Source organism: Rhabdochromatium marinum (genome assembly GCF_016583795.1).
GTDB lineage: Bacteria > Pseudomonadota > Gammaproteobacteria > Chromatiales > Chromatiaceae > Rhabdochromatium > Rhabdochromatium marinum.
Genome location: NZ_NRRS01000001.1, coordinates 53,954 through 72,194, shown reverse-complemented (window position 1 = coordinate 72,194; position 18,241 = coordinate 53,954). Strand labels below are relative to the sequence as shown.

The 18,241-nt window shown below is 60.3% G+C and carries 16 protein-coding genes and 1 tRNA gene; 11 read left to right on the top strand and 6 right to left on the bottom strand.

The window, feature by feature from the left end; all coding sequences use genetic code 11:
* The first annotated feature begins 141 nt into the window (after window positions 1-141).
* From CKO36_RS00345 to CKO36_RS00320, 6 genes are all read left to right on the top strand, one after another.
* Window positions 142-1,344, top strand: coding sequence for an efflux RND transporter periplasmic adaptor subunit (locus tag CKO36_RS00345; protein ID WP_200279004.1), 1,203 nt, complete (start codon window positions 142-144; stop codon window positions 1,342-1,344).
* Between the two features lie 39 nt (window positions 1,345-1,383).
* Window positions 1,384-5,400, top strand: coding sequence for an efflux RND transporter permease subunit (locus CKO36_RS00340; RefSeq protein ID WP_420826299.1), 4,017 nt, complete (start codon window positions 1,384-1,386; stop codon window positions 5,398-5,400).
* Window positions 5,397-5,933 (top strand): hypothetical protein, encoded by a 537-nt coding sequence (locus CKO36_RS00335; RefSeq protein WP_200279001.1) that lies wholly within the window; start codon window positions 5,397-5,399, stop codon window positions 5,931-5,933. The genes CKO36_RS00340 and CKO36_RS00335 overlap by 4 nt, the downstream gene beginning before the upstream one ends.
* A 27-nt stretch (window positions 5,934-5,960) precedes the next feature.
* Entirely contained in the window at window positions 5,961-6,602 is a 642-nt protein-coding gene (locus CKO36_RS00330) for a nucleotide-binding protein (RefSeq protein WP_200278999.1), read from the top strand.
* Between the two features lie 100 nt (window positions 6,603-6,702).
* Complete coding sequence (locus tag CKO36_RS00325; protein WP_242469283.1) at window positions 6,703-7,254, top strand: hypothetical protein; 552 nt, start codon at window positions 6,703-6,705, stop codon at window positions 7,252-7,254.
* A 33-nt stretch (window positions 7,255-7,287) separates the two neighbouring features.
* Window positions 7,288-8,232, top strand: coding sequence for a 5'-nucleotidase (locus CKO36_RS00320; protein WP_200279185.1), 945 nt, complete (start codon window positions 7,288-7,290; stop codon window positions 8,230-8,232).
* Window positions 8,233-8,319: 87 nt separating this feature from the next.
* Here CKO36_RS00320 and CKO36_RS00315 read toward each other — a convergent pair whose 3' ends face one another.
* A complete protein-coding gene (locus CKO36_RS00315; RefSeq protein ID WP_200278997.1) occupies window positions 8,320-10,077 on the bottom strand; it encodes an EAL domain-containing protein in 1,758 nt (585 codons plus the stop codon).
* A gap of 91 nt (window positions 10,078-10,168) precedes the next feature.
* Window positions 10,169-11,257, bottom strand: coding sequence for an EF-P beta-lysylation protein EpmB (epmB, locus tag CKO36_RS00310; RefSeq protein WP_200278995.1), 1,089 nt, complete (start codon window positions 11,255-11,257; stop codon window positions 10,169-10,171).
* A 127-nt stretch (window positions 11,258-11,384) separates the two neighbouring features.
* Between epmB and efp the strand changes: the two genes are divergently transcribed.
* Together efp and epmA are read left to right on the top strand one after the other, a co-directional pair.
* A complete protein-coding gene (gene efp, locus CKO36_RS00305; protein ID WP_200278992.1) occupies window positions 11,385-11,957 on the top strand; it encodes an elongation factor P in 573 nt (190 codons plus the stop codon).
* Window positions 11,932-12,954 carry an EF-P lysine aminoacylase EpmA gene (epmA, locus tag CKO36_RS00300; protein WP_200278991.1) on the top strand — a complete coding sequence of 341 codons (1,023 nt, stop codon included), beginning with the start codon at window positions 11,932-11,934 and terminating at the stop codon, window positions 12,952-12,954. The genes efp and epmA overlap by 26 nt, the downstream gene beginning before the upstream one ends.
* A 47-nt stretch (window positions 12,955-13,001) precedes the next feature.
* Here epmA and CKO36_RS00295 read toward each other — a convergent pair whose 3' ends face one another.
* On the bottom strand, window positions 13,002-14,018 hold the full coding sequence (locus tag CKO36_RS00295) for a TIGR00341 family protein (protein WP_200278989.1): 1,017 nt from the start codon (window positions 14,016-14,018) through the stop codon (window positions 13,002-13,004).
* A gap of 28 nt (window positions 14,019-14,046) precedes the next feature.
* Window positions 14,047-14,469, bottom strand: coding sequence for a SufE family protein (locus CKO36_RS00290; RefSeq protein WP_200278987.1), 423 nt, complete (start codon window positions 14,467-14,469; stop codon window positions 14,047-14,049).
* Between the two features lie 222 nt (window positions 14,470-14,691).
* On the opposite strand from CKO36_RS00290, the gene CKO36_RS00285 reads away from it, so the two are divergent.
* A tRNA-Lys gene (locus CKO36_RS00285) sits at window positions 14,692-14,767 on the top strand.
* A gap of 26 nt (window positions 14,768-14,793) precedes the next feature.
* Here CKO36_RS00285 and CKO36_RS00280 read toward each other — a convergent pair.
* Complete coding sequence (locus CKO36_RS00280; protein ID WP_200278985.1) at window positions 14,794-15,048, bottom strand: hypothetical protein; 255 nt, start codon at window positions 15,046-15,048, stop codon at window positions 14,794-14,796.
* A gap of 195 nt (window positions 15,049-15,243) precedes the next feature.
* Between CKO36_RS00280 and CKO36_RS00275 the strand changes: the two genes are divergently transcribed.
* Window positions 15,244-15,984 carry a hypothetical protein gene (locus CKO36_RS00275; protein ID WP_200278983.1) on the top strand — a complete coding sequence of 247 codons (741 nt, stop codon included), beginning with the start codon at window positions 15,244-15,246 and terminating at the stop codon, window positions 15,982-15,984.
* 92 nt (window positions 15,985-16,076) lie between these two features.
* Here CKO36_RS00275 and CKO36_RS00270 read toward each other — a convergent pair whose 3' ends face one another.
* Window positions 16,077-17,258 (bottom strand): glycerate kinase, encoded by a 1,182-nt coding sequence (locus CKO36_RS00270; protein WP_275957796.1) that lies wholly within the window; start codon window positions 17,256-17,258, stop codon window positions 16,077-16,079.
* 414 nt (window positions 17,259-17,672) lie between these two features.
* Between CKO36_RS00270 and CKO36_RS00265 the strand changes: the two genes are divergently transcribed.
* The gene (locus tag CKO36_RS00265; RefSeq protein ID WP_200278981.1) at window positions 17,673-18,221 is read left to right on the top strand and encodes a TlpA family protein disulfide reductase; all 549 of its coding nucleotides are present in this window, start codon (window positions 17,673-17,675) and stop codon (window positions 18,219-18,221) included.
* Window positions 18,222-18,241: the final 20 nt, after the last annotated feature.

The following is an 18,241-nucleotide window of genomic DNA, read 5'->3' as shown; positions in this document are numbered from 1 at the left end:
GGCCGGATGTTTTCATTTTCATCGTCAAATTGTTGACTCGGCTTGAATTCTCAAGGAGTTTTCAGGATACTGCCGTGCCGCATGGCGGTTTGGCCGGCGTTCTGTTTCATTCTTCAAGCTTAATCTTCAGGTGCCAAACGGATGGGATTCAAAGCGAAACCTGTGCGATCAGCAGTCACTCACTTCTGTGTGATGGCCGCCCTAGTGCTGCCAGGGTTGGTGCAGCAAGCCACTGCTTCCAACGAGTCTGTCATTGTACGTCAGGCCGAGGGCTTTCCGACCGTCTCGGTTGGTGGAACCGTGGTGCCCTACAAGGAGGTGACCTTTGCCGCGCAAATGCCGGGGCGCGTCAAGTTCATCGCCGGTATCGAAGGCGATGCCTTCGACAAAGACACAACCCTGGTCTCGATCGATACCAGCGAACTTGAGGCCAAGCGTCAGGCCTTGTTTGCGCAAATGGCCTCGGCCGATGCCCAGATCCGCAATGCCGGTGTGCAGTACAACCGCGAGCTGTATTCGCCGCGCTCGAACGCCTCACCCGGCGGCATGGGCATGCCGAACCTGTTCGATCAAATGTTCACCCGCCCGATGGAAGACTTCATGGGCGAGCGTGACAAAGACACCGAACAGTCGGCCGATTTGTTTGCCTCCCGCACTCAGGTACGCGAGGCCCACCACCAGATGATGCGCTTGCAGGCCGAGCTGCGGGCACTCGATTCCAAATTGCGTGACGCGCGTTCCGTCGCGCCCTTCGACGGTGTGATTGTCAGCAAGCTGGTTGAGGTGGGCGACACGGTGCAGCCCGGACAGCCGCTGGTGAAGTTTGCTGACATGGAATACTTGCAGGTGGAAGTCGATGTGCCGGCGCGGCTGCGCTCGGGTCTGCGCGAGGGCATGATGCTGCGTGCGGAGCTCGATACCCGTGCCAACAGCAGCCCGGCCGGGCAGCGCGCCATGGTTTCGCGCAATCTGCCGGTGCGCATTGCGCAGATTTTCCCGATGGCTGATCCACAGCGCCACACCATCAAGGTCAAATTCGACCTGCCGCAGGGCACCTCGGAGCCGGGAATGTATGCCACCGTGCTGGTGCCGGATTTCAACGCACCGGCTCGCGCCAATCCCATCGTGCCGGCGACCGCCATTCGTTACAACGGCAGCCTGCCCGGCGTCTATGTGCTCAATGAGCAGGGCCGCCCGCAATTACGTCTGGTGCGCGTCGGCGATACCTCCAGCGAGGGTGGCGTGACCATCCTCAGTGGCCTGCGCGCCGGTGAGCGCATTCTGGCCAATCCCGACCCCGGTGTGGCCAGTGGCTGGTCCAAAGCCTCGGATGCCGGACACTGATTCCCGTGATGGACGACTAATGAGGGTTTGATGACGCCCATGAGCCAGGATGAGATGCACCCGCAAGGGGATGGATCCGCAGATCCAAAGCAGACGGCCGCACCCGAGGAGGCTGGCTCCCAGAGTGCAGAGAATCTTGGCCTGGCCGGCAAGACCGCCCGGGCCTTTATTCATTCGCCCCTGTCGCCGCTGCTCTATGTCGCCATGCTGGCCATGGGCCTGCTGGGACTGATCGCCACGCCGCGCCAGGAAGACCCGCAGATCTCGGTGCCCATGATCGATATCATGGTGCAGTATCCCGGCGCCTCGGCGCGGCAGGTGTCGAACCTCGCCATGCAGCCGCTGGAGCGCATCATGAGCGAGATCCCCGGCGTCAAGCATGTCTACTCCGCCGCTCAGCGCGGTCAAGGCATTGTCACCGTGGAGTTCCAGGTCGGCGAACAGATGGGGCCGTCGCTGGTCAAGGTGAACGACAAGATCGCCTCCAACATGGACAAGATCCCGCCCGGGGTCATGCCGCCCATGGTCAAGACCAAGAGCATCGACGACGTGCCCATTGTGACCCTGACGCTTTGGTCCAAGGATATCGACAACGACGGGCGCCCGGATGTCGATGACGGCCAGTTGCGGCTGCTGGCGCAGGATGTGCTGCAAGTGCTCAAGGAAGTCAAGAACACCGGCAACAGCTTCATTGTTGGGGGGCGGCGCGAACAGATTACCGTGGATGTCTGGCCCGAGCGCCTGTCAAGCTATCAGATCAGCCTCGGCCAGGTGGCCAACACCATCACCACCGCCAATGCCGAGACCACCGCCGGCGGCGTGGAGGCCAGCGGGGCGCATTTTTCCGTCACCACCGGCTCCTTCCTGAAAAGCGCCGAGGACATCAATCGCCTGGTGGTCGGCACCTTCAACGAAGTGCCGGTCTATGTGCATGACCTCGGCCGGGTGCGCCAGGGACCGGAAGATGCCGACCAGATGGTGGCCTTCTACAGCGGTCCGGCGGCACCCGGAGGAATGGTCGCCAACGGCGAGCCGGCGGTGACTATCGCCATCGCCAAGAAGCCGCTGACCAATGGCGTCACCGTGGCCGATGCCATCATTGAGAAGGTTGAAGAGCTGCGCGGCACCCGCATTCCCTACAATGTCGAGGTCAGCGTCACCCGCAACTATGGCGAGACGGCGGATGAGAAAGTCTCCGAGCTGATTTTCAAGCTGTTCGTGGCGACCTTCTTTGTCTTCGTCCTGGTGTTGCTGGCGTTCCGCGCACTCAAGCCGGCCATTGTGGTGATGCTGGTCATCCCGGTGGTGCTCCTGATGACGATTTTCGTCGCCTGGATCACCGACTACACCATCGACCGGGTGAGTCTGTTCGCGCTCATCTTTTCTATCGGCATTCTGGTCGATGATGCCATCGTGGTGGTGGAAAATATCTACCGCCGCTGGCTCGAAGAGGGCCAGACCGACGAGGCCACCGCCATTGATGCGGTGCGCGAGGTCGGCAATCCAACCATTCTGGCCACCTTTACCGTCATCGCTGCGCTGCTGCCGATGGGCTTTGTCAGCGGCATGATGGGACCCTATATGGAGCCGATTCCGGCGCTCGGTTCGGTGGCCATGCTGATCTCGCTGTTCGCCGCCTTTGTCTTCACGCCCTATCTGGCCATTTCCAACTGGCTGCGTCCGTCGATGCGCTATTTACGGGTGGCTGAGAAGCGCGAGCATCGCGAGGCTGAGCGTCTGCAAGGGCTCTATCAGCGCATTCTCATCCCGTTGATTGAGAACAAGCGCAAGCGCGCCACCTTCAAGCTGGCCCTCTGGGGCACCTTCCTGTTCACCTGTAGCTTCTTTTACTTCAGCTGGGTGCCGGTGAAGATGTTGCCGCTGGACAATAAGCCGGAGTTCTCGGTGGTAATCGACATGCCCGAGGGCACGGCCCTGCCGGTGACCGCCAATCTGGCCAACCAGATGGCCGACCGGCTGCGCACGCTTCCGGAGGTTACGGCGATTCAGCTCTATGCCGGCACGGCGCGGCCGTTCGATTTCAACGGCATGGTGCGCCACTACTATTTGCGCTCTGACCCTTGGCAGGGCGAGCTGCAAGTGCAGTTGACCAACAAGCACGAGCGCGACCGTTCCAGTCATGAATTGGCGGTAGCGGCGCGCCAGATGCTCAAACCCCTGGCTGAGCAGCGTGGGGCACGTATTGCGGTGGTCGAGATGCCACCCGGTCCGCCGGTACTGCAGGCCGTCGTGGCCGAAATTCATGGCCCCTCGGATCAGGTGCGGCGGCAATTCGCTGCCGAGATGGAGGAGCTGTTCGAGCAGGCGGAAAGCACCCGCGATGTCGATAGCTACATGCGCGACCACTTCGATTACTGGCGCTTCCATGTTGATACCGAAAAAGCGGTGCGCCGTGGAATCTCGGTTGATCGCATCAATCAGAACCTGTCAATGGCTCTGGGTGGCGCTGAACTCGGCGATGTGAAACAAATCTCCGGCCATGAGCCGGTGCGCATTGTCATCCAGGTGCCGCTGGCCGAGCGGTCCCAGATTGAGACCCTGGGCGATCTGCCGATTCAGTCCGATGCCGGTTTCACCGTGCCGCTGCGCGAACTGGGCCGGTTTGAGCGGGTGCCGGAAGAAGCCATCATCTACCGCAAGGATTTGCGCGGGGTGGAATATGTGGTCGCCGATGTCGGTGGCACCCTGGCTGCACCCGTTTATGCCATGCTGCAAATCGGCGATGAACTGGAGGCGAAAAACTATCGTGCCCCTGACGGTGTGAAGCCCAAGGGCTACTGGCTGGGGCCGCCGCCCAGCGATCAGACATCGAATTGGGAATGGGCCGGTGAATGGACCGTCACCTACGAGACCTTCCGCGATATGGGGGCGGCCTTCGGGGTCGCGCTGGTGCTGATCTACATTCTGGTGGTGTGGGAGTTTGGCAACTTCCGCATTCCGCTGATCATCATGGCGCCGATTCCACTCACCCTGCTGGGCATTATTCCGGCGCATTTTCTCGCTTTTCAGCTCGGCTTTGGCGGCGAATTCACCGCCACGTCCATGATCGGCTGGATTGCCCTGGCTGGCATCATTGTGCGCAACTCCATACTGCTGGTGGACTTCTCCGTCAGTCAGGTGCAAAACGGTGTGCCTGTGGTTGAGGCGGTGTTGCGCGCCTGCACCACGCGAACCCGACCCATTGTGATCACTGCCCTGGCGCTGGTGGCGGGCTCCAGTGTGATTTTCTCCGACCCGATCTTTCAGGGGATGGCGATCTCCCTGGCCTCAGGCGTGCTGGTCTCGACCATTCTGACGCTGATTGTGATTCCGCTGGGCTGCGTGGCGGCGAGCAAGGACATCTGCGAAGTGGCAATGGCCTCCGCACCGCCTGGAGTTGAGATCCCCTGTGCTCGGGACATGCTGGATGCGGCACCGTCTTCACAAGTCACTGCCGGCACCGGCGCTGCGCCCGCGAAGCGCTCGCGCCTGAAGTATCTCGGTGAAGGTCTGCTGATGATCGGCTATGCCTTGCGCGGGTTGGCGCTGCTGCTCTACAGCGCCGTGCAGAAAAACAAGCCTGGTGCAAGTGCTGCGCCTGAGAAACCGACACCACCACCGGCAGAAACCAAGCCTAGTCGCAATGCCCTCAGAGTTCGGGCGGAAGCGGAGTCGGAGGCGCGAAGCGCGGCGAGCGGTGCCACCGCTGATGCCGATGTTGATGCCGCTGAGCCCAATGAGGGTATTGAGCCCACCGCCGCTGCCAGTGACACTTCAGAAGCAGCAGCGCCAGCGCGCAAAAGCTCAAGCAGTCGCGCTGCCACCGGCAAGGCGACGACCAAAAAAACCACCCGCGCTAGCAGCACGACACGCAAAACCAAGCCTAAGCCCAAGGCGTCGGCCTCCAGTGCCGGGGAGTCTGCATCCACTGCAGATGAGCATGCGACCAAGGCTCCGGCCAAGAAGTCAGCCGCCAGCAGTACGCGCAAAAAAACCACCCGGCGCGGCATTCGCCTGAAGACGGACGATGACCAGGGAAGTGGCAGCGACTCATGAGGGCGCGCGATTGTCATCCGCCGGGCTGGCGGGGAGCAACGCTGCGGGGGCTGTTGGTCTGTGCCGGCGTCCTGGGAGCAGCCGTGCCGATAGCCCAAGCCTGGGATCCCTATTCAAACAACCCGAAGTACGTCGATCCGGGATCCTATCGTGCCGGCGAGATCGCCCCTTATGAAGCCCAGGCACCGGCCTATCCTCGCCAGGACACCACTGACTGGTACTCCTCTGAGTCAGCTCAGGCTGACCGCTACTACCAGGCCCCATGGCCGACATCCAGCGAACAGCGTAGGATACCCGATACTTGGAGACCGGATGAATACCAGGGATCGGACGGGTATCCGCTCGACCCGGCAGCGGTTTACCGCTTCCGGGGCCAGGACGCCAGGGCCGCTCCGACGCCCACCTGGACGGATCCGGAGCTACAGGGTGATGACTTGGGCAACTATCGGTTTCGCGAGGATGACCGACTCAAGGCACGGCAACCCGGGACGGCGGACGGTACCCAGTATCGTTTTCGTCCGCTCGATCCCTAGGCCTAGGAGGTTTGCAAGGAGAATGTCGTGATCACTGTTGTAGGGTCCTTAAAAGGCGGATCGGGCAAAAGCACCCTGACCTTTAACCTCGGCGTCTGGCTCGCTTTGGCCAAGGTTAAAGTTCAGCTGATTGATGCCGACCCCCAGGCCACCCTGACTGATGTCAACCAGGTTCGCATTGAGGAAGGCTTCAAGCCCACGCTGAGCATTCAGGATGGCGCCAGGCTCAATGAAGCGGCGCTGGCTGAGGACGAGGCTGCGGAAACCCTGATCGACATCGGCACTTCGGACATGGCGGCCGTGCGCCAGGCGCTGTCATTATGCGAGCGGGTGTTGGTGCCGGTGCCGCCCTCACAAGCGGATATTTGGTCAACGCAGCGCTTTTTGCAGCTGGTGGAGTCCGTGGAACGTGTGGGACCGGGACCGGAAGTGCTCGGCTTCATCAATCGCGGCGACACTCATCATGGGGTACGTGAGACGGACGAGGCCGCTGCGGCCCTGATCTCCTTGAAAGGGCTGACTTTTATGCGCGGCCGCCTGTCTCAGCGCACGGTGTTTCGGCGCTCCTTCAGCGAGGGGCTGGCGGTGTTTGAGCTGGAACCACGGGGCAAGGCAGCGCAGGAATTTAACGCCCTGGCGGCTACGCTTTATCCTCATTTGCTTCGCTAACGCGGTGCTAAGGCTCAATGTTGTCCCACCCGATCAGTCAGGAGTCGGGCACCGGACGGAATGCACAGCCAAACGGTGACACAGGAAAGGTAGTAATAACATGGCATATCCGCACGAACAGAACGCATCGCAGTCGCCGGCATCCGCTGAGGATTCATCGGCGCAAGAGGACAAAGACGTTGCCACCAACGACAGTTCCTCGGCAGCTCGTGACAATGCCTTTGCAGTTGACCGCTTGTCGCAGGCCTTTGAGACCAGCGCAAGACGTTGGGAGCTGATTGTTTACCCCTCGCTGTTTGCCTTTATTATTCTGGCGGCCTATGGCTTTTATCTGGTGTTTAGTTTGGCCAAGGACGTGCACTATCTTGCCATTAGCGTTGATTCCAACATGACGGTACTGGCCAGCAATATGCAGTCAGTGTCGGATAATATGGTGCTAATTAGCAATAACGTGCGCAATATGGCCAACTCAGTGGAATTGATGGAAGGCCACACACAAACCCTCGAACCCATGCTGAAGAATCTTGACAGCATGCAAGCGTCGGTGCGCTCCATGACCTTTACTACCGCCGTCATGCGCGATGACCTCGGGGTGATGAACCGTAGCATCAGCCGGCCAATGAACTTTATGAATGGCATGATGCCCTGGTAACCGGCCGCTTCCATGAGCGGCAGTCCCGCAGTCATGGCCGGCGACTCGGCTGACAGCGCGCCGGAGACACCACGCCCGATACGCCTGGTCGTTGCTATTTCGTCGCGGGCGCTCTTTGATCTGGCTGAATCCCATCGGGTGTTTGAAGACCAGGGAGTCGCCGCCTATCGCGAGTATCAGGTCGCGCACGAAAGCGATGTGCTTGAACCGGGCGTGGCTTTTTCCCTGGTAAAAAAACTGCTGGCACTGAATGATCGCCTTGGCGAGCGCGGCCAGGTGGATGTCATCCTGCTGTCACGCAACAGCACTGACACCGGGCTGCGGGTCTTCAACTCTATCCACCACTATGGGCTTGAGATTGCCCGCGCGGCCTTTACCAGCGGTGCCAGCCCTTATCGCTATGTGGCGGCCTTTGGGGCCCATCTGTTTTTGTCAGCCGACCCCAGCGATGTGCGCCAGGCGTTGCTGGCTGGTTGCGCGGCAGCGACCATCTGGGCCAATCCACCCTTTGCGGCGGCCCGCAGCGACGATCAGTTGCGCATTGCGTTCGATGGCGATGCCGTGCTCTTCTCGGACGAGTCGGAGCGGATTTTTCGCCGCGATGGGCTTGATGCCTTCAACGCCAATGAGGTGGCGGCCGCACGCGAGCCCTTATCCGATGGGCCCTTTAAGGGGTTTTTACTGGCGTTGCAGCGCATTCAAACCATTTTTCCGGCGGCGGAGTCGCCCTTGCGCACGGCCTTGATTACCGCACGCGGCGCCCCCTCGCATGAGCGGGTGATTCGCACGCTGCGGGCTTGGGAGATCCGCATCGATGAGGCCCTGTTCCTCAGCGGTCTGAGCAAAGGGCGTTTCCTGAAGGCTTTCGACGCGGATATTTTCTTCGACGATCAGGAAGTCCACTGCCAGGATGCCAGCTCCCTGGTGGCAACCGGGCATGTGCCGCTGGGTGCGGCCAACAACACCCTTTTGCCCTAGCTGCGCAGCCCTCTGTGCTTGCGGAGTTGCGGAGAACTGGCCGTAGCCGGCCGGTCGGACCAGACAGTGCAGTGCAGGACAGTGTTTTCAGTCGTTCAATTCAAAGATTGATGAGGGACGGCCCAGTAACTTGCCCTGCACATAATCCGCGCCAGCACTCCAGACCTTGGCAAGCGTGTGTTCATCTTCAATATGGCCGACCAGGGTTTTAATGTGGTGCTGTTGTGCGACATCAATGAGATGCTTGAGGTGGCCCTGCTTAAGGTCATCGCTGTCAAGGTTTTGGGTCAGAGATGGCGCGAGGCGCACAAAATCGAGCGGGAAGTCGTTGAGCATGAGCTCCGAGTCGGTGTTGGAACCGAAGTTACCGATGACCAGTTGGCTTTTGACTTGTCGCAGTCCCGAGGCCAGCTGAAAGGCGGTATCGCCCAGGTTGCGGGCATCATTTTCCTGAATTTGAAAGCTGAGCCAGTTGCCGCGGATGCTGTGCTGGCGCAGCTGGTCGCAGATCCAGATCAGCAGCTCCTGGTCTTGCAACAGCGCCGCAGACAGGCTGAGTAGAAAATGCGCGCGATGCCCGAGCCGGCGCCGTTCGCTGAGCTCGCGCATCGCCTGTTGAATCACCCAGCGATCAACCTCGGGCAGCTTGCCTGAGCGTGCAGCGGGTTCCAGCAGGTCGTCTGCTGCGCGAAAGCTGCGATTGTCATCCAGCAGCCGCAGCAGCACGCTGTAGCGTTCCTGGCTGTCGCCACGCAGACTGACCAATGGCTGATAAGCGAGCTTGAAGCCATCGGTCTTGAGCGCGCGCTCGATCTGCGCGATCAGCTCGTCGTCGCTGAGTTCGCGTCCGGACAATACCTGGGGTTGCTCGTCCAGATCCGGCAAAGGCTCTTCGCTGGTTGCGAGCGTGAGCGGCGGGAGTTCGCCATCCGGGCTGGGCGGCGCGGCTGGCTGCGACGCCGGCTGTAGCTCCAAGGGCTCGTGCGTCAGGTCGTCGCTTGGTGGAGGAGCCGCCGGCATCGGGGGCGATGTCGCGCCACTGGGTTTTAACCGCAGGTCGGGTTCCGCAGGCAGGTCAGATTGCGGAGCTGACTTGGACGCCTGGCCCACCGGCGCATCGCTGCGATCGTTAGATGGTTCATCGGATTGAGCCTCTTGAGCATCTGATTGCGCACCCGATTGTGTACCTGATTGCGCATCGGGCTGATCCTTGGGCTGCCCTGCAAGCAGCGGTTCGAGCGACTCGCGATACTCGGCAGGCAGCAAATCCATCAGGCCGCCGTGGGAGGAACCGGTGTTGTCTGGCGCTCCGAGCAGTGAACGATAGGCTTCTTGCGGGTCAAAGGCCTGACGCTCAGTTGCGCCCCCTTGGCCTGGTGGCCGCGCCTCGGCCCCGGCTTTCAGCAGCGCTTGCAGATGCCGTTCGCTGCGCCTCAGACGCTCTTTAAGCAGCTTGGCCTGATAGGCGGTGTTCCAGATTTTCCATTCGCGCTTCACGGCCCGGATCAGCCCCCCCTCATCGGCGGGGGTGAGCAGGCCATGGGCGCCAGCGTGCAGCAGTTGCAGAGCGGCAGCGTCTTGCTCGCCAGGTGGTGCAATGACGATCAGCGGAATGCGCTGGTCGATTTCCGCATAGGCGGCGACAACCTCTGTTGCGGAGATTGTCGGCCCCATGCAGGCGAGGATCAGATCACTTTGGTTGGCCCGAATCAGGCTCTTGGGGTTGTGGGAAAATGCGCCACGCACCGGCAGCTGGGCGCGCTTGAGTACCGCCAGCATGGCCTCGGCTTCCGCAGCGGCAGCCGCGAGAATCAGGAGTTGAAGGTGTTTTGGCGGACTGGCCATCTCCCAACCTGTGCCATCTGTAAATAGGGCGCTGAGTGTGGCGCGACCAGCAAAGCGGACGCGGGCACCGCAGGGGTTTGAATGTCAGCGGTCATGTTATACCCGCACCCCATTCTTCGCGAGTGTCTTTCGCGCCGGTCATCAACGTGTGCTCAAGAGGGGTTTTGCTGTTCGCACCAATGGTTTCACTGACCATCCGTGGCAGCAGATAACCCGGCAGTTGTGCGCGCAGCTGCTCACTTAAGGTAGCACAGTCGCCAAGCGGGACTTCAAAGTGCGCGCTGCCAGCGACGCGATCCAGCTGGTGCAAATAGTAGGGCATCACACCGAGGGCAAACAGTTGTTCGCTCAGGGCATGCAGAATCTCGGGACTGTCATTGACACCGCGTAGTAACACGCTTTGGTTTAGTAATCGAACGCCAGCGCGACCTAAGCGGGTTAGGGCCGCGCTGGTGGCCTCGCCCAGCTCACGCGGATGATTGCATTGCACCACTAGCACCAGGGGTAGTACCCGGGACCGCCGACCGTGCCCAAGCAGATGACACAGATTTTCATCAATGCGACTGGGTAGGGCAATCGGCAGGCGACTGTGCAGGCGGATGCGCTGGACGTGATCAATGGCCTCAAGTCCCTGCAGCAGGTCGTGCAGGCTGTGGTCATTCAACAGCAAAGGATCGCCGCCACTCAGGATAACTTCATGAATGTCTGGGCGGGCGGCGATGGCGGCCAGGGCGCGTTTGGCCAGGGCGCGGTGGTTCAGACTGGCGGCAAAGGGAAAATGGCGCCGAAAGCAATAGCGGCAGTGGATGGCACAGGCGCTGGTCACCAGCAAGAGCGCGCGTCCTGCATATTTGCACAGCAGGTTGGGGCTCTGCCGGGCGCTCTGATCCCCGACTGGATCGAGGCCAAAATCAGGGTGCGTCCGGGTTTCCTCAGCGGTAGGCAGAATCTGACGCAACAGGGGATCTTCCGGGTTGCCCGGCTCGATCAGCTCCAGCCAGGCGTGCGGTGCGCACAGCGCATAAGCGTCCGCCGCTTGGCGCCCGCGTGCAGCCAGCGCCGGGTCCAGATCAAGTGCCTGGCACAGGCTCGGCAGGTCGCGGTGGCTCGCACGCAACTCGGTTTGCCAGGTGCCTGATGGCGGTTGCGTCTGCCATTGGCGCCGGCTTCGCGCTACCATTGGGCGCAGACCTTAAACATCGCGAATCAAACGCGCCCAGATTCCTCCCGAGGCCACCAGCAGCGAACAGCCGCTGGTGGAGTAAGTCCTCGGGGCCGGGAGTCGGCGCCAGTGCTTAGGAGTTTCCATGGCAAGCTACAAAACCAATGAATTCAAAGGCGGGTTGAAGATCATGCTCGACGGCGATCCATACAATATCGTCGAGAACGAATTCGTCAAACCCGGCAAGGGGCAGGCCTTCAACCGGGTAAAGATTAAAAACCTCAAAACCGGGCGCGTCGTGGAGCGGACCTTCAAGTCCGGTGATTCCGTCGAAGCGGCTGACGTGCATGATACCGAGTTGCAGTATCTCTACAATGATGGCGAAGTCTGGCATTTCATGCACCCGGAGACCTTCGAGCAACTCGCCGCCGATGAAGCTGCCGTGGGCGAGGCGGTGAAATGGATCAAGGAGCAGGATATGTGCTCGGTCACGCTCTGGAACGGTGTGCCCCTGAGCGTCGAGCCACCCAACTTCGTTGTGCTGGAGATCACCGAAACCGACCCGGGACTGAAGGGGGATACCTCGGGTGGCGGTGGCAAGCCGGCCACGCTGGAAACCGGCGCCGTGGTGAATGTGCCGCTGTTTGTGCAAATAGGGGAGATGATTAAGGTCGATACCCGCACCGGCGCCTATGTGTCCCGCGCCCGAGACGAATAAGCGGGTACCCCAGCCGGCTCAGGTGGACCTGAATGCCTGGCGTCCGAGCGCCGCGCAGCCAGTGTTGCGGGCGCGGGCGCAGATGTTGGCCGGGATTCGCGCCTTCTTTGCCGCGCGTGAGGTGCTGGAGGTGGAAACCCCCATGCTGTCACAAGCAGCTACCACCGACCCAGCGCTGGCCTCCATGCGTGTGGCGGGGCTGGGCTACTGGCTGCACACCTCGCCGGAACTGCCCATGAAACGCCTGCTGGCGTCTGGTCTTGGGCCGATCTATCAAATCTGCCGGGTGTTTCGGGATGGCGAGCGTGGGCGCCTGCATCATCCGGAGTTTACGCTGCTGGAATGGTACCGGCCGGGCTGGACTCTGAGCGCGCTGATGCAGGAGGTCGCCGATCTGGTGCACGATCTGCTGCATCGACTGGAGTTACCGCCGAAGCCCCCGCTGGAACTGCCAGTGGAATTCATCCGCTATCGGGAGCTGTTCCAATGCGGACTGGACATCGATCCCTGGCATTGTTCGCCACGCGAGTTGCAGGCCGTGGCGCAGGCGCGCGGCCTGGGCGCTGGACTCAAGCTGGATACCGATGCCTGGCTCGATTTCCTGCTGACCCATTGCCTGGAACCACAGCTGGGCCAACACGGCCTGAGCTTTGTGCAGGACTATCCACCCAGCCAAGCCGCCCTGGCGCGACTGAGCGAGGATGATCCGCCCCATGCTCAGCGCTTTGAACTCTATTGGCAAGGCATCGAGCTGGCCAATGGTTTTCAGGAATTGACCGATGCGGCGCAACAGCGGCAGCGGTTCGCCGAGGATCAAGCGGTGCGTGCCGCCTCAGGGCTTGCGCCGGTGGCGCAGGACGAGCAGTTCCTCGCTGCACTTGAGGCCGGTCTGCCCGAGAGCGCTGGCGTGGCGCTGGGCCTTGACCGCCTGCTGATGCTGGCCTGCGGTGCCGAGCGTATTGATCAGGTGCTCGCTTTCCCGATTGAGCGCGCCTGATTTGTGCCCGAGACACTCATTCTATTTTTCTGTTTACAGGTTCCGCGTTACAGGACCGCATTCTCCACCAAGGTGCTCAGCGAGCTGCGCAGCAACATGGCGCTAATCAGGATCGCCAACAGAATCGCCCAGAGCGCAATATAAAACGACATCGAATACTTGGCTTTGCGTGTTTCAATCCAGCCGCGCGGGTGCACGCCCTTGATCAGAAACACCACCTTGGCGGACAGCAGCACGCATACAATATTGACTGCCAACAGCAGCCCGGCCCCCAGCGCCAGCTCCCAACGACCGTGGCCCAACTGCAAGCCCATGACCGCAACCGGCGGCAGCAAGGCCACCGCCACCATCACCCCCACCAGGGCCGAGGAGAGTCCGGTGGTCAGCGACAGCACGGCCGCAGTCCCGGAGGCCAGCGCTAGGGCCACACTGTCCAGTCCGACCTCAGTGCGGGTCATGATTTCATGACTGTCCAGGTTAATGGGCCAGATCAGGCCAATCAGTAAGGCCAGCAACAACGCCAGACCCAGCCCGGCCCCACCGGCGGCGAGCGCCTGCACCGACAGACGCCGGTCCCCCAGGGAGGTGGCAAAGGCAAACGCGATATTCGGCCCCAGCAAGGGCGCAATCACCATGGCCCCCACCACCACGGCGACATTATCCTCCGCCAGACCAATGGACGCGACCACGGTCGAGAGCACGACCAACAGCAAAAAGTTCCGATCAAGTTGCGCGCCCTTGGCTATTTCCGTATACAATTCCTCGCGAGTCTGGGCCACTGAATTGCGCTTATTTTCGGCTGACTCTTCATCTCCGGCCTCGGCACGTGGCAGGGTCGCATTCACGGTTTGAATCACAATGCGCCCGCCCTCTTCCTTGTCAAGCAGGCTTTGCAGCCCATCGAGCAATTGCTGGCGGGCGCGATCTGGCACCAGCATGCGCAACGCCTGACGGTCATCAGGACTGAGTGCCCCCCACCAGCAATCTTCCGCACCATAAAAGCGCGCCATTGCCATCAGCTCTTTCGCATGGCGTGCCGGTGCAATGACTTCAACAATGCGCATGGCTAGCATCTCTTGGCATTGACATCGCTCATGCACCTCCTAGACCGCGCGCAATCGTATACACGCGCTCAATAAAATGCTCCATACCCGCCTGACGATTGCCGCTCAGATGCTCCTTGAGCCCGAGTCCGTTGATATATTCCGAGGGATCAGTCGCCAACACCGCATGCGGCGGCTGGCGCTGAAAGGGCACCAGCAGTAAGGCCACCAGACCTCGCACCAGGGGCGTCTCAGCCTCAGCACGGAACTCAATCACCGCCGGATCATCCCCGACCAGGCTCCCGGTCAGCCAAGTGCGCGTGTTACAACCCTGCACTAGATTCGCTTCAGTCCGCTCACGCTCAGCCAGCGGTAGCAGCTCCCCCCGACCCAAGTCATCGATAAACTCATAACGCGCCTCCCAGTTCTCCAGCAACTCGAAAGCTTCCAGCACTTCAGCGGTCTTCATCATATTCTCACCCCGCATGGATTAGACAAGATTCCCAAACTCCAGCGATTGTACTCACAATCGCATCAATCAAGTCCCTCCCGCAGAAAAAAGCCACCGCGCCACAACAACTGACGGCCATCGCCTCGAACCGTCGTATCAGTTGTGCCAGCCGTATCAGCCGTGCAAAACCAGATTTTGCGCACCATCTCTGAATCCGCTATACTAAGCCGCTCAGTATCCAATGCGCCCTTAGCTCAGTTGGTAGAGCATCTGACTTTTAATCAGGTGGTCGTGCGTTCGAGTCGCACAGGGCGCACCAAATAAAACAAGGGCTTAGCCGCAAAGCTAAGCCCTTTTCTGTGCCTGTGGCGCACTCAGCCACAATAAGCTTGACTGACCGATGCTCGCCAGTGGGCAAAAGAGACCAAAACCGATATTAAGCGCGGTCGCCACCACTTCAAGGCCGCCAAGACCAAACGCCATACCCTGGCTGATCTGGTGGATCGCTACATGCGTGATGTTCTGCCCACCAAGAAGGTCAAGACGCAAGGTTCCTAGTGCCAGCAGCTTGCCTGGTGGAAAGCTGAGCTTGGGTGCCATGCCCTAGCAGATTGCACCCCGGCCTTGATTGCTGAGGCGACTGGATGGGGGTGACCTGGAAGGATGTCGGTCTGCAAGCCAAGCAGATTGTCCTGCATGAAAGGCGCCCCGATTGATCTGCGCCACTCCACCGCATCCTATCTCGCGATGTGGTGGAACAGATGAATGCGGCTATCTTTGTCGAGGGCTGATGCCGTGACCACAACACTCGAAACGGCTCGGATACGTGAACAACTGCGTTCGATTCAGTTTATCTGGTTTTTCTGCATGTTGAAGATAACCTTGGAGACAGACGCGCCGTTCGATACTTTGACGTTGCTTCTCGACCATGGCTTAACGCCTTTTGACCACAACACTCAACCCGTTTCACGCGAAGATCTTGCTCCCGCGCTGCTTGCAGCAGAACAGGAGTACCGAGCGCTCCTTGACGCCCGCCGGGACTTGCTTCACAACCAAACCATCGACGATATCTTACGCGAGGCAGCGATTTGGCAGCGAAAGATTGTTCTTGTTTCTAAACATAATCGCGTGCCGCTCGGTGATTTATGGGTCAACGAAGACAACTACGCTGAGACCTGTCGGCATCTTGGATTGAACAGCTACTATTGGCCGAGAGTCCACTGGCCTCAGGCCATGCAAGACCTTGCCGAGCGTCAATGTTCACACCTTTCCGAGACCACGGTCGCAGAGATCGAGCCCGGTATCGCGTCGGATTTATCCCTTGAGCGTGCGGAGCACAAGAAACGCAAGAAGTTCACCCATCGGAATCGAGAAAAATCCGAGGAGCGCGCCACCGAAAAGGAACGATGGCGGGTTGAAGGCGAAAAAATTCAAGCGACACGAACGAGAAAAGCCAGCAAACGCGAGTTGGCCGGATTGGTGAAAGAGAACCTGGGATTACCAGATTCCATCGAGACCATTCGCAAACGCCTATAGAGATTTGGGTGAGTGGGTCGTGGGTTGGATGCTTCGGCCTCTGCCCCATGCTACCCACCTAATCTTCACAGCACAGCAAGCCGCGACGGGCGCTACATAGCCCGGCTGACGGGATCGCTTAAGCGCCTAATTCTCCACAATCGGCACAGGTCGGTCAGGCGCCGCCGCAACAGCAGTGGGGCTTGTTCCATCGCCTGCTTCAGCGACATGGGTCCTTCAACGATACTGGACACGCTGGTCACGCCACAGCGGTATAGCTCATCCAGGTCACCACGGATTGAGCCGGTTAAGACCAGAACGGGGATCTGGTGTGCCTGCCCCAGCGCGGCCAAGCGTCCGACCAGCTTGCCCTGCACGCTTTGGACATCAACCTGCCCCTCGCCAGTGATCAGCAGATCCCAATGGTTTTCTTGCAGCCGCTGCTCCAAGCCGTAGGTTTCAGCAACGACAGCAAAACCACTGCGCAGCGTGGCGCCAAGATAACTCAAGAACCCGTATCCCATGCCGCCAGCCGCTCCCGAGCCAGGCTGGTCACGATAATCGGTGCTGGTCGTCTGGTCAGTGAGATCGGCAAAATGCGCCAAACCCTGTTCCAAGTGTCGTCGGGTCCTGGCGTCAGCCCCTTTCTGCGGGCCATAGACTGCGGTTGCGCCGCGCTTACCAAGCAGGGGGTTGGTCACGTCCGACGCGATAGTCAAACGGGTTGAGCCCAGTCTGGCCTGAAGATCGTCAACAACCACCGACCGGATCTGCATCAGCGCCTCGGCGATTGGCGCCACCGGAGCGCCGGTGTGATCCAGGAAGCGCACACCCAACGCCTGTAGCGCTCCCATGCCGCCATCATTGGTTGCCGATCCGCCCAGTGCCAGGATGATGTGCCCGGCGCCCTGGCGCAGCGCCTCGACGATCAGTTCGCCGGTGCCATAGGAAGTCGCTTGTAGCGGGTCACGCTGCTGCGACGGCACCAACGGCAGTCCCGAAGCCTGCGCCATCTCCACCACCGCAGTCCGACCGTCGCCGAGCAGACCATAACTGGCTGCGACCGGGGTTCTCATGGGGCCAGTCACAGTGAGCGCACGTAGTTCGCCGCCGGTGCCTCTCACCAGCGCCTCGGCGGTCCCCTCGCCACCATCTGCCATCGGTAGACCCAGCATCTCGCAACCAGGCACTTCGCAACCGGACAGGCAGCGGCTGAACACTTGCCGGGCGATATCACAAAAGACAGTCGCGCTCATGCTTCCTTTAAAGGAATCGGGCGCCACCAGGATCCGCATGGGCCTGCTACTGAATTCCGCCGCCATCATGAGTACCTGTGTGGATCGTTATTTGAAGAATGGGATGCGGCGGCTGGAGCGCGAAGGAACGCGAATTTGAGCTTTGGCCTCGGTAACTGCTCGGAAGCGCTTTCGTTCAAGTATTGCCGCGATAACAGCTATGGCGTCCAGCATGGCGGTTATCTGGTAGACGATCAGCCTGTTCGATGCGGTAGCGCAAGTCGGTTCCACGTCCAGGCGGTGTAGAATCTTCAGTGCATGCATAGGAGCCTCTGGTTGGCGACTGGTCGCGAACCCATTTCAACGCCATGCAGGCGCATTTTTCCGCCGAAATTGCCACACAATGCTCTGTTTGGCATCATTTTCTTGTGAGAATACCTCAGACTCAGTCGTTATTTGGAGCAATTCACGATTATGGCTTGGAAACTATCGAAGCGGTTCAGCACTTCTTGCCCGTTGTGGCTGCTTGGGCTTGAAATGGTGGTGTGCTTTGGTGTGGCGACAGCGGTGCTGGCTGAGGATGAGCGGCTTGATCCCATGCCAAGTGTGGCGCCGGCGCCGGGGTTCGATCTGCAAACGCCTGCTGAGACTCGCGTGGTGCTGGAGGATCTGCGTGGCAAAGTGGTGGTGGTCAATTTTTGGGCCACCTGGTGTCCGCCCTGTCGTGCTGAGATGCCGTCCATGGAGCGCGCCTGGCAGCACTTGCGCGATCAGGGCGTGCAATTCGTCGCAATCAATGTCGATGAAGACGCCGCGACGGTCGCTGAGTTTGCCCGCGCGGTAGGGGTGAGTTTTCCGCTGTTGCTCGATCCTGGCGCTCAGGTGACGCAGACCTGGCCGCTGCGCGGTTTGCCGACGACCTATGTGGTGGATCCCGAGGGACAGTTGCGTTTTCGTGTCCAGGGTGAGTTGGAATGGGACGCTCCGTCGGTGATGCAGCAAATTCTCTCCTTAACTGACTAACTGAGTGGAAACATTGACTC